Origin of the sequence: Clostridium aciditolerans, from assembly GCF_016316925.1 — a bacterium.
Lineage (GTDB): Bacteria > Bacillota > Clostridia > Clostridiales > Clostridiaceae > Clostridium_AM > Clostridium_AM aciditolerans.
In genome coordinates this window covers 129,947-141,828 of the sequence record NZ_JAEEGB010000013.1, presented here as the reverse complement: position 1 = coordinate 141,828, position 11,882 = coordinate 129,947, and the positions used below count along the sequence as shown (strand labels likewise).

The window sequence follows — 11,882 nt, the reverse complement described above, 5'->3', positions numbered from 1 at the left end:
CCCACAAAGCTAAGAAGGAGGATTACAATGAATAATAAATTATATCTTGCCTATGGCTCCAACCTTAATCTGAAACAAATGGCCAACAGATGCCCCACAGCGAAGGTGGCAGGAGCAAGTCAAATCAATGACCACCGCTTATTATTTAGAGGGGCACACGCGGGCGCTGTGGCGACTATCGAGCCTTTTAAGGGTGGCAACGTACCCGTTTTAGTGTGGGAAATCACACCGGCCGATGAAGCGGCACTTGACCGTTACGAGGGATGGCCGTTCCTTTATCGCAAGGAAACAATAAAAGTGAAGTTGGGAGGTAAAACCGTTAAGGCGATGGTCTACATCATGAATGATGGGAGGCCGCTTGGACATCCGAGTTGTTATTATTACAGTACAATTTTAGAAGGCTATAAGAGTGCGGGCTTCGATGTGGAAATCCTGCGCAAAGCGACAACCGATTCAGTGGAATCGGAGGAGGTAGCCAATGAATGAGATAATTATGCAACAAATACTTGCCATTCGAGATTCAGGTGAATCAAATATGTTTGATATCCCAATTGTGACTAGCATTGCTTTAAGAGAAGGCTATATTGAGCTAGTAGAATACCTAAAAAGGAATAAAGAGGCATATGGGCATTTTATTCTGACAGGGAAAGATAAAAAGATAACCTAATCAACTTTATAGAAAATTAAGGGACTCTTAATGGGTTCCTTTTTCGAATCCATAAGGAGGTGGCGGCTATACGTAAACTAAAAAAATATAAGCCGACCATCTTTAAGGCGGATGGTTCGGTATATGATAAGGACGCTGCAGACACTGCGGTGTCTTTTATTAATTGCTTAAAGCATACTAAGGGAGAGTGGTATGGACAGCCATTTGAACTGATAGATTGGCAGGAACAAATTATTCGAGATGTGTTTGGTATTATAAAGCCTAATGGCTGCCGTCAATTTAATACTGCATATATCGAAATCGCTAAAAAGCAAGGGAAATCTGAACTTGCGGCAGCGGTTGCTTTACTACTTACTTGTGGAGATTTTGAGCATGGTGGTGAAGTATACGGATGTGCATCTGATAGACAGCAAGCTTCCATTGTTTTTGATGTAGCAGTGGATATGGTGGAACAATGTCCGGCTCTTAAAGCAAGAATTAAACCGGTACTGTCGCAAAAACGACTTGTTTATAAGCCTCTAGGAAGTTTCTATCAAGTTTTATCTGCAGAAGCATATACCAAGCATGGGCTAAATGTGCATGGTGTGGTGTTTGATGAACTTCATGCTCAGCCCAATAGACAACTTTTCGATGTTATGACCCATGGTTCTGGTGACGCAAGAAAGCAGCCGCTGTATTTTTTAATTACAACTGCTGGTAATGATACGAATTCTATCTGTTACGAGGTGCATCAAAAGGCTAAAGACATCCTAGAAGGGCGAAAGGTTGACCCTACATTTTATCCAGTTATTTATGGTGCAGATGAAAATGATGACTGGACCGATCCAAAGGTGTGGGCGAAAGCCAACCCCTCAATGGGCATTACCGTTGACATAGAAAAAATTCATATTGCTTGTGAAAGTGCAAAGCAAAATCCAGCAGAAGAGAACTTGTTTAGACAACTCCGTTTAAATCAATGGGTTAAACAGTCGGTACGTTGGATGCCTATGGAAAAGTGGGATAAATGTGCATTTGCTGTAAACCCAGAAAGTCTTGCAGGGCGTGTGTGCTATGGTGGTTTGGACTTATCTTCTACAACCGATATAACAGCATTTGTTCTTGTCTTCCCTCCTGAGTATGAGGGCGATAAATATATCATCCTCCCTTTTTTCTGGATTCCAGAAGATAATCTGGACCAAAGGGTAAAGCGTGATCATGTGCCTTATGACGTATGGGAGAAGCAAGGCTTTTTACACACTACAGAAGGTAATGTAGTGCATTATGGTTTCATTGAAAGTTTTATTGAGGAACTTGGGATGAAATATAACATTCGAGAAATTGCCTTTGACCGTTGGGGTGCTGTGCAAATGACTCAAAACTTGGAAAACTTAGGATTTACGGTAGTTCCTTTTGGCCAGGGCTTTAAAGATATGAGTCCACCAACAAAGGAATTAATGAAGCTTACTTTAGAGGAGAAACTGGCCCATGGTGGACATCCAGTTTTGCGATGGATGATGGATAACATCTTTATACGTACTGATCCTGCTGGAAATATCAAGCCGGATAAAGAAAAATCAACTGAAAGAATCGATGGAGCTGTTGCTACCATTATGGCTCTTGACCGAGCAATCCGCAAAGGTGGATCAGGAAATTCTGTTTATGACGGTCGAGGGCTTCTTATTTTGTAACAAAGGAGAGTGATGCAGATGGGATTATTTTCGAATATTTTCAAAGCACGTGATAAACCTCAGAACCGGACCATAGGAAGCAATTACAGCTTCTTTTTTGGTGGGACGACAAGCGGTAAACCAGTAAATGAGCATACAGCAATGCAAATGACAGCGGTTTATTCTTGTGTAAGAATACTGGCAGAGGCTGTGGCAGGACTTCCACTTCACTTATATAAATACACTGATAGCGGTGGTAAGGAGAAAGCACTTTCTCATCCACTGTATTTTTTATTACATGATGAGCCTAATCCAGAGATGAGTTCTTTCGTTTTCCGAGAAACGTTAATGACTCATCTTTTATTATGGGGTAATGCCTATGCACAAATTATTCGAAATGGTAAAGGCGAAGTCATAGCACTATATCCGTTAATGCCTAATCGAATGTCGGTGGATCGCGACTCCAGTGGTTCTCTTTATTACACTTATACTAGATATTCCGATGAAGCACCTACGACGAAAGGTATGACGGTCACACTTAGACCAAGTGATGTATTTCATATACCTGGCTTAGGCTTTGATGGACTAGTGGGCTATTCGCCGATTGCAATGGCTAAGAATGCTATAGGTATGGCAATTGCTTGTGAGGAATATGGAGCTAAATTCTTTGCTAACGGAGCTGCTCCAGGAGGGGTGCTTGAGCATCCAGGTACCATTAAAGACCCTCAAAAAGTACGGGATAGTTGGAATGCAGCCTATCAGGGAAGCAGTAATTCTCATCGTGTAGCGGTGCTTGAAGAAGGAATGAAGTATCAGCCTATTGGTATCTCTCCAGAACAAGCCCAGTTCTTAGAAACAAGAAAATTTCAGATTAATGAAATCGCTCGAATTTTCCGCGTACCTCCACATATGGTTGGAGACTTGGAAAAATCGAGCTTTTCTAATATTGAGCAACAGTCACTGGAGTTTGTGAAATACACTTTAGATCCTTGGGTGATTCGTTGGGAGCAGACCATTAGCCGAGCACTTTTAAGGCCAGATGAAAAGAAACTCTATTTTGCTAAGTTCAATGTAGATGGATTGCTTCGAGGTGATTACGTTTCTCGGATGAATGGTTATGCAATTGCAAGACAGAATGGCTGGATGAGTGCTAATGATATTAGGGAACTTGAGAACCTTGATCGAATTCCACCAGAGCTTGGAGGAGATTTATATCTAATCAATGGCAATATGACCAAACTTGAAGATGCGGGTATTTTCGCAAACAAAGAAGGATTGGAGGGAAAATCTGAATGAAGAAATTTTGGAATTGGGTTCGTGACACAGATTCACAAACACGAACCCTCTATTTAAATGGTGCAATTGCCGAGGAGAGTTGGTTTGAGGATGATGTTACCCCAGCTGCTTTTAGAGAAGAGCTAATGAGTGGTGAAGGCGACATAGTAGTTTGGATTAACTCTCCTGGTGGTGATTGTATTGCAGCATCTCAGATATACAACATGTTAATGGATTATAAAGGGAATGTCACTGTAAAGATTGACGGTATTGCTGCATCAGCTGCCTCGGTCATCGCCATGGCAGGGACAGAAGTTTTAATGTCTCCTACATCACTGATGATGATCCATAATCCTTTCACGATAGCTATTGGCGATAGTGAGGAGATGCAAAAAGCAATTCAGATGCTTGATGAAGTGAAAGAGAGCATCATCAATGCATATGAGCTTAAAACCGGCTTATCTAGAACAAGGTTGTCTCACCTGATGGATGCTGAAACTTGGCTCAATGCTAATAAGGCAGTTGAGCTTGGTTTTGCAGATGACATAATGTTCAAACCTGGGGAGAGTGCATTACAAGACAGCTTTGTATTTAGCAGAAGAGCAGTGACTAATTCACTAATGAACAAACTTCAAAAACCAGTTGTAAAACAGTCAGTAGAGCCGCTTTATGAGCGGCTTAATTTATTGAAATATTAGGAGGAATAAAAATGAGCAAAATTCTTGAACTGCGTGAAAAACGTGCAAAAGCATGGGAAGCAGCAAAAGCATTTCTTGATTCAAAACGTGGAAGTGATGGGTTAGTATCTGCAGAAGATGCTGCAACCTATGACAAAATGGAAGAAGACATTATTAATCTCGGTAAGGAAATTGCAAGATTGGAACGCCAAGAGGCTCTTGAAGCAGAGCTTAATAAGCCTGTGAATATGCCTCTTACTGGAAAGCCAGCTGTGCCGGGGATGAATACAAAAATCGGAAGAGCAAGTGATGAGTATAGGAAAGCATTCTGGAATGTTATGCGTAGCAAAAATCCTAGTCATGATGTTCTAAATGCTCTGTCTGTTGGCACTGATTCCGAGGGAGGATATCTTGTTCCTGATGAATTTGAACGCACCTTGGTTCAAACTCTTGAGGAAGAGAATGTATTCCGTAAACTTGCAAAGATAATTCAAACTTCAAGTGGTGATCGTAAAATCCCGGTTGTGGTGACCAAAGGCACAGCTGCTTGGCTTGACGAAGGTGAGGAGTTTGATGAGAGTGATTCTGTATTCGGTCAGACATCCATTGGTGCTTATAAGCTGGGTACAATGATTAAAGTTTCTGATGAACTTCTCAATGACAGTGTATTTGATTTAGAGAATTATATCTCCACAGAATTTGCCCGTAGAATCGGTGCTAAGGAAGAAGAAGCATTTTTAGTTGGAGACGGAGATGGGAAACCTACTGGTATTTTCAATGTAACAGGTGGAGCACAGCTTGGAGTGACAGCAGGGTCTGCAACCGCTATTACTGCAGATGAGATTATCGATCTTGTTTACTCATTAAAAGCGCCATATAGAAAGAACGCGGTATTCCTGATGAATGATGCAACAGTAAAGGCGATCCGTAAGCTGAAAGATGGTCAAGGTCAATATCTGTGGCAGCCTTCTTTAACAGCTGGTGCTCCAGATACTTTGTTAAATCGTCCGGTTTATACTTCAGCTTATGCTCCTACTATTGAAGCTGGAGCTAAAACTATTGCCTTCGGTGATTTCGGATATTATTGGATTGCCGATAGACAGGGACGTTCTTTCAAACGTTTAAATGAACTTTTTGCAACCACAGGGCAGGTTGGTTTCCTTGCGAGCCAACGTGTAGATGGAAAACTTATCTTACCTGAAGCTATCAAGGTTCTTCAGCAGAAGGCTTAATGGGAGGTGTAAATGATGAGCTATAACGCAAAGAATTACACTGAGCAAGGTGGAGAAAAAACAGTTATAGGTGGAGAGTTAGAAATCAAGGAGGGGGCCAAAGTTACTGGCCTTCCTGCTTCCACTCTTGTGGTAGCTACTGAGACTACTCTTGGTGGTATTAAAGCAGAAGCAACGACTGAGACATATACAGTACCAGTGAAAATTGGAAGTGATGAAAAATTATATGTACCAACATATCCGATAGTGCCTGAATTTCCTGTGGTCGAAAACCAAACAGATAGCACAGCAACGTCAGTAGAAGATTTGGTGACGGACTTTAATGCCTTACTTAATAAGCTGAAAGCTGCAGGTATCATGACTGCGAATACACCATAAAGAAAGGATGATGACGGTTATGACTCTATTTGAAAAAGTAAAAGCTAACTTAATTCTCGAGCATGAACACGATGATGAGCTTCTTCAAATGTATATCAATACCGCAATCGCTTATGCCGAGAGCTATCAGCATTTACCAGAAGGACATTATTCTGAAAATGAAATGCCACCAACTACAGAGCAAGCCGTCATCATGTTATCATCTCACTTCTATGAAAGTCGAGATGGCAGTACTGGCGGCTTTTTTTCTGATAACGTTCAGGCAGGTCAGCAAGTTTGGAACACTGTAAATTTACTGCTTAGACTTGACCGAGATTGGAAGGTGTAAAATATGAGTTTTGGGAAGATGAACACCTTTATTGATATCATATCCGTTGAAAAAACGAAAGACAATGAAGGCTTTGGTAAATATAAGGATATCATCCTCGCTTCTGTTCGTGCTTATAAAGAAGATCGTCATGGAAATGAAAAGTGGGCCAATCGAGCAGTTTTTTCAGAAGCAACTGCTCTATTTTGTTTTCGTAGGATACCTGATATTGAGGTGTCTACAAATATGGTGATTGTGTGTAGTGATGGTCGATATGAGATTACTAATGTTGAAGATGTAAAAGGCAGAGGCATGTATATTGAAGTTTTGGCAAAAAAGGTGGTGGGGTCAAGTGGCTAAAGTACAAGTTAAAATGCCTGAGGAGTTCCTTCTAAAACTATCAAGACTGGGAGAAAAGACGGATGAAATTATTCCAAAGGTACTTGAGTCAGGCGGAGAAATTGTTTTAGAAAAGGTAAGATCCAATTTGAAAGCTGTAGTTGGTACTGGAACAAAAGAGAAAAGTCGGTCTACTGGTGAGCTTGTCGATTCCCTAGGGTTGTCTCCGGCGAAAGTAGATAGGAATGGGAACTTTAACGTGAAGGTGGGTTTCAAGGAGCCACGAAGAAATGGCGAAAGTAATGCCAAGATAGCCAATATTATTGAATATGGAAAATCAGGTCAGCCACCAAAACCATTTTTAAAACCTGCAAGAAGTGCGTCAAGAAAAGCATGTATAGAGGCTATGAAGAAACGGTTTGAGCAGGAGGTAGAAAACTTATGAGTATATTAAATGAACTCAATCTCATAGCAGATATGTGCGATATCCCTGTAGAGACAGGACGGTTTTCTGGTGTTCCTCCTGACACTTATATGGTAATTACACCACTTATTGATTTGTTCGAAGTTCATGCTGATAATTTACCAGGATATGAAGTACAGGAAGCTAGACTTTCCTTATTTGTAAAAGGAAGTTATACAACTATAAAAAACACCTTAGTCCGCACTCTTTTGGGTGCGGATTTTACTATAACGGACCGTCGGTACATTGGACATGAGGATGATACCGATTATCACCATTATGCCATAGATGTGGCTAAATCATATGAATTTCAATTGGAAATGGAGGAATAAGAAATGGCTACGATAGGTCTTGATAGGCTTTATTATGCAAAAATCACCGAAGACACAAACGGTGATGAAACCTATGAAACACCTAAACCGCTGGCGAAAGCAATCAGTGCAGAACTTTCTGTTGAGCTTGCTGAGGCAACTCTTTATGCAGATGATGGTGCTGCTGAGATTGTAAAAGAATTCAAAAGCGGTACCCTTACACTTGGCATTGACGATATAGGGGTAGCAGCTGCAGGAGATTTAACAGGAGCTACCATTGATGACAATCATGTGCTTATTTCAACCAGTGAGGATGGAGGAGCTCCAGTTGCCATTGGCTTTAGAGCACAAAAAGCAAACGGTAAATACCGATACTTTTGGCTGTATCGTGTGAAGTTTGGAATTCCTGCAACAAACTTAGCGACAAAAGGCGATAGTATCACTTTTTCAACTCCGACTATTGAAGGGACAGTACTTCGAAGAAATAAGCTGGATGGTCAAGGTAAGCATCCATGGAAAGCGGAAGTTAACGAGGGAGATGAAGGGGTAACTTCAACGGTTATTAATAGCTGGTTCAACGAAGTATATGAACCAACATTCGCAGCTCCTAGTGGAACTGAGGAGTAAGGAGGAAATGAAATGGATAAAGAACGAAGTGCAAAGATTAATATTGGCGGGCAGGAGTATGAACTTATTCTAACTACTAAAGCCACGAAAGAAATCGCGAGCAGATATAGAGGCCTTGAAAATTTAGGTGAAAAATTAATGAAGTCTGAGAACTTCGAAATGGCACTGGATGAAATAGTCTGGTTAATAACTTTAATGGCTAATCAAAGCCTGCTCATTCATAACTTGCGAAATCCAGATAGCAAAAAGCCACTTCTTACTCAAGAAGAAGTTGAACTTCTTACTTCTCCTTTGGAACTAGCAACATATAAGAGTGCTCTAACAGAAGCTATGTTTAAAGGGACAAAAAGGAATGTTGAGTCTGATGATGACTCAAAAAACGTGCAAACCGGGTAAACGAGGATGAACTCTTTACCCGGCTTTTATATTACGGAACTGTTCACTTAAATCGCACAGAAGAGGAGACGTGGCTTACACCTATTGGTTTGCTTATGGACTTATGGGAGTGTCATAAACAGTTTCTAGGAATGTCAAAACCGAAGCGGGAACTTTATATCGATGACATTATTCCTTATGGGATTTGATTTTTCAACGAAAGGAGGCGGTAATCTTGGCAGATAATTTTGGTTTAAAAATCGGAGTGGAAGGCGAAAAGGAATTTAAAAATGCACTTCGAGATATTAACCAAGCATTTAAAGTCTTAGGTAGTGAGATGGCTTTAATTAGCTCTCAGTTTGATAAAAATGATAAATCCATCCAAGCTTTAACAGCGCGTAATGAAGTATTAGAAAAAACGATCGATGCACAAAAAGAAAAGATAGAGACATTGCGATCTGCACTAGATAATGCCTCTACTTCTTTCGGAGAAAATGACCGTAGAACTCAAAACTGGCAGATTCAATTAAATAAGGCTTTGGCTGAGCTCAATGGCATGGAACGAGAACTTGAAAATAACAATAAGAGTTTACGTGAACATTCCGATGCTACAGATGAAAGTGCTGACAACATGGAAGATGCTGCTGATGCAGCTGACGAACTTGCTGATAATGTTGATGATGTTGGCGATGAAATGGATGATGCCACTAAAAAAACCTCTGTTTTTGGTGATGTACTCAAAGCAAATCTGCTATCAGATGCCATAATTGGTGGAGTAAAGGCATTAGGCTCGGCTATCGTAGGAATAGGAAAAGCATTTGTGGGGGCGATGAAGGATGGCGTTGAATACAACGCTCAAATGGAAAGTTATACTGCATCTTTTACTACCATGCTAGGCGATGAGGCAAAAGCACAAAAGTTAGTTAATGATTTGAAAAAAGAAGCAGCAGCTACTCCATTTGGAATGCAAGATCTCGCTCAATCAGCCCAAACTCTCATGAGCTTTGGAATGTCTGCAGAAGAAGCTCAAATAAGGATGAAACAGTTGGGTGATATTTCTCAAGGAGATGCTGAAAAATTCAAAAGTTTAACTTTAGCATTTGCACAGATGTCCTCAACCGGTAAGTTAACAGGGCAAGACCTGATGCAAATGATTAATGCAGGTTTTAACCCATTAGAGGAAATTTCGCGCAAGACGGGAAAATCCATCGGTGAACTTAAGGAGGAAATGTCAAAAGGGGCAATTTCAGCAGACATGGTTGCGGAGGCATTTGCATCAGCAACATCTGAAGGTGGGCGTTTCTACGGTTCAATGGAAGCACAATCTAAAACTTTTTCTGGGCAAATGGCAACTCTTGAGGATGGGGTTGCATCGTTAAAGGGTCAGCTTGCTGAAGGGTTAACAACCATGCTTTCTGGTACTGTTCTTCCGATGGTTAATGGTTGGATTGATGAATTATCTCAAGCTTTTGAGAAAGACGGTGTCCAAGGCTTAATTGACGTTTTTGGTGGAATCTTAGAAGAAGCTGTTCAATTTATTTCTGAGCAATTGCCAATTGTAGTGGATATTGCTTCTCAAATAATTATCTCTTTAGTTCAAGGACTTACCTCTGCATTACCGAAAATAACAGAGGCGGCTGTCATGCTACTGATGACACTAGTCAATGGAATCATTGAAACTTTACCTGCACTTATTGCGGCAGGAGTACAAATGATTGGAACTATTGTAAGTGGAATTGCAGAAGCACTACCGCAGTTAATTCCGGCTGCGGTATCAGCAGTGATACAAATTGTGCAGGCACTTTTGGATAACCTACCAATGATCTTAGAGGCAGCATTTCAGCTTGTGCTTGGACTAACTCAGGGAATTTTGGATGCTCTTCCAGTGTTAATTGCAGCATTGCCAGTCATTATTACTGGGATAGTAGATTTCATTATTGGTGCAATACCTCAAATAATCGAAGCTGGTATTCAACTTCTAACATCTTTAATTTCAGCTTTACCAGAAATCATCACAGTAATTGTAGAAGCGATTCCGCAAATTGTAGACGGGTTAATAACAGCGATTTTAGGTTCAATACCGCAGTTAATTGATGCCGGAGTGCAATTGTTAGTGGCACTGATTCAAAATCTGCCACAGATCATTTCGACCGTTATTACTGCTATACCAAAGATTGTGTCCTCTCTTGTGAATGCTATTATTGGTAACATTCCTCAGATTATTCAGGCGGGGATTATGTTGTTAGTTTCACTGATTAAGAACCTTCCAACGATTATTGTAGAGGTTGTAAAAGCTGTGCCACAAATTATTACAGCGCTGGTTAAAGGGTTTACAGGTTCAATTTGGCAAATGGCCCAGGTTGGAACCAATCTGATAAAAGGATTATGGCAAGGAATCTCAGATGCTGGAGCTTGGCTTTGGGATAAAATCTCAGGCTTTTTTGGTGGTGTTGTTAATAAAATTAAAAATTTCTTTGGCATTCATTCTCCATCAACATTATTTGCTGGTATAGGCGAAAACCTTGGAGAGGGTATTGGTGTTGGTTTTGAAAAAGCAATGAATAGTGTTAGTGAAGATATGCAAAATGCTATCCCAACTGATTTTGACATCAACCCTAATCTTAATATGAATGGAGCAGGTATTAGTAGTAGCTATGGAACTTTTAAAGGCTCATTAATTACAATACAGCAGATGATTGTTCGAAGTGAGGACGATATTCGGAAGATTTCACAGGAGCTATATAATTTAATGCAAACAGGATCACGAGCGCAAGGAAGATTTATAACTGCATAAAGGAGGGCGATGTATGGGCTTCATTTATAATGGTATCAATTCAAAAAATATGAAGATAAAAGCAAAACTTACAAGGTGGCAGGCATCGCCCGCTCTACGAAATTCGTATGAGGTTGTTCCAGGAAAGGCGGGAGTTGCAGATTTTGGTTGCGATAGTTCAGAGCGGATCATTACAATCAGCTGTAATGTATATCCTCAAAAGAGTTTTGCAGATTTAGTGAGCGTTTTAGATTCTATTGCAGAATGGCTTAATCCAATGAATGGTCTCAAGCAGCTTGTATTAGAGGATATTCCCGATCGTTACTTTTATGCTCGGCTTACTGAACAAGTAGATTGTGAGAGGCTACTTAGAACTGCTGGAGCCTTTGAATTAAAATTTATTTGTCCAGATCCACACGCCTATGCACTGATAGATGAACATTTTACGATATCCAGTGTTGGTGCTCATGAAATTAAAAGGTTAACTGGGAATGCGGATTCAGAACCGATTTATCAACTTAAGGGGATAATCAGCAGCTCATCATCCACCTACATCTCTATTACGACAAATGGCGAAGAACTACGAGTATTTGGAGCTTTGGCAGCAGATGAAGTGCTTGTCATTGATAGTGGATTAGTAACTGCAAAAATTACCGATGTAAACGGAAATACACTTAGAAATGGACTTGCAGGTTTGGATGAACTTAACTTTCCTATACTGCACAAAGGTGAAAATGAAATAACAGTATCAGTGGTGGGAGCAACATTTTCCGAGCTGAAGATTATGGCAAGAAGCAGATGGAGGTGAGTTT

Annotated in this window: 15 protein-coding genes and 1 pseudogene; all 16 read left to right on the top strand. The window is 40.5% G+C overall.

The genetic code is table 11. The features are described from left to right. The first annotated feature begins 27 nt into the window (after window positions 1-27). Entirely contained in the window at window positions 28-486 is a 459-nt protein-coding gene (locus I6U51_RS11830) for a gamma-glutamylcyclotransferase family protein (RefSeq protein ID WP_211142819.1), read from the top strand. Further along, entirely contained in the window at window positions 479-667 is a 189-nt protein-coding gene (locus I6U51_RS11825) for a DUF5049 domain-containing protein (protein WP_211142818.1), read from the top strand. The genes I6U51_RS11830 and I6U51_RS11825 overlap by 8 nt, the downstream gene beginning before the upstream one ends. Window positions 668-735: 68 nt before the next feature. Further along, on the top strand, window positions 736-2,334 hold the full coding sequence (locus I6U51_RS11820) for a terminase TerL endonuclease subunit (RefSeq protein WP_211142929.1): 1,599 nt from the start codon (window positions 736-738) through the stop codon (window positions 2,332-2,334). 18 nt (window positions 2,335-2,352) lie between these two features. Beyond that, entirely contained in the window at window positions 2,353-3,609 is a 1,257-nt protein-coding gene (locus I6U51_RS11815) for a phage portal protein (RefSeq protein ID WP_211142817.1), read from the top strand. Further along, complete coding sequence (locus I6U51_RS11810) at window positions 3,606-4,286, top strand: head maturation protease, ClpP-related (protein WP_211142816.1); 681 nt, start codon at window positions 3,606-3,608, stop codon at window positions 4,284-4,286. The genes I6U51_RS11815 and I6U51_RS11810 overlap by 4 nt, the downstream gene beginning before the upstream one ends. Before the next feature lie 11 nt (window positions 4,287-4,297). Next, window positions 4,298-5,497 (top strand): phage major capsid protein, encoded by a 1,200-nt coding sequence (locus tag I6U51_RS11805; protein ID WP_211142815.1) that lies wholly within the window; start codon window positions 4,298-4,300, stop codon window positions 5,495-5,497. Between the two features lie 15 nt (window positions 5,498-5,512). Then, complete coding sequence (locus I6U51_RS25330) at window positions 5,513-5,875, top strand: hypothetical protein (RefSeq protein WP_211142814.1); 363 nt, start codon at window positions 5,513-5,515, stop codon at window positions 5,873-5,875. A gap of 19 nt (window positions 5,876-5,894) precedes the next feature. Next, window positions 5,895-6,203 (top strand): head-tail connector protein, encoded by a 309-nt coding sequence (locus I6U51_RS11795; RefSeq protein WP_074441015.1) that lies wholly within the window; start codon window positions 5,895-5,897, stop codon window positions 6,201-6,203. A gap of 3 nt (window positions 6,204-6,206) precedes the next feature. After that, complete coding sequence (locus tag I6U51_RS11790) at window positions 6,207-6,542, top strand: head-tail adaptor protein (RefSeq protein WP_074441016.1); 336 nt, start codon at window positions 6,207-6,209, stop codon at window positions 6,540-6,542. After that, entirely contained in the window at window positions 6,535-6,966 is a 432-nt protein-coding gene (locus I6U51_RS11785) for an HK97-gp10 family putative phage morphogenesis protein (RefSeq protein ID WP_195923666.1), read from the top strand. The genes I6U51_RS11790 and I6U51_RS11785 overlap by 8 nt, the downstream gene beginning before the upstream one ends. Next, complete coding sequence (locus I6U51_RS11780) at window positions 6,963-7,316, top strand: hypothetical protein (protein ID WP_211142813.1); 354 nt, start codon at window positions 6,963-6,965, stop codon at window positions 7,314-7,316. The genes I6U51_RS11785 and I6U51_RS11780 overlap by 4 nt, the downstream gene beginning before the upstream one ends. Before the next feature lie 3 nt (window positions 7,317-7,319). Continuing rightward, complete coding sequence (locus I6U51_RS11775) at window positions 7,320-7,922, top strand: major tail protein (RefSeq protein ID WP_074441019.1); 603 nt, start codon at window positions 7,320-7,322, stop codon at window positions 7,920-7,922. A gap of 12 nt (window positions 7,923-7,934) precedes the next feature. Continuing rightward, window positions 7,935-8,318, top strand: a complete 384-nt coding sequence (locus I6U51_RS11770) for a hypothetical protein (protein WP_211142812.1) — start codon at window positions 7,935-7,937, stop codon at window positions 8,316-8,318. After that, window positions 8,315-8,506: pseudogene (locus I6U51_RS25325) on the top strand (hypothetical protein); the annotation flags it as partial. The gene I6U51_RS11770 and the pseudogene I6U51_RS25325, both read left to right, overlap by 4 nt. Window positions 8,507-8,532: 26 nt before the next feature. Further along, window positions 8,533-11,091, top strand: coding sequence for a phage tail protein (locus I6U51_RS11765; RefSeq protein ID WP_211142811.1), 2,559 nt, complete (start codon window positions 8,533-8,535; stop codon window positions 11,089-11,091). 13 nt (window positions 11,092-11,104) lie between these two features. Then, window positions 11,105-11,878 (top strand): distal tail protein Dit, encoded by a 774-nt coding sequence (locus I6U51_RS11760; RefSeq protein ID WP_211142810.1) that lies wholly within the window; start codon window positions 11,105-11,107, stop codon window positions 11,876-11,878. Window positions 11,879-11,882: the final 4 nt, after the last annotated feature.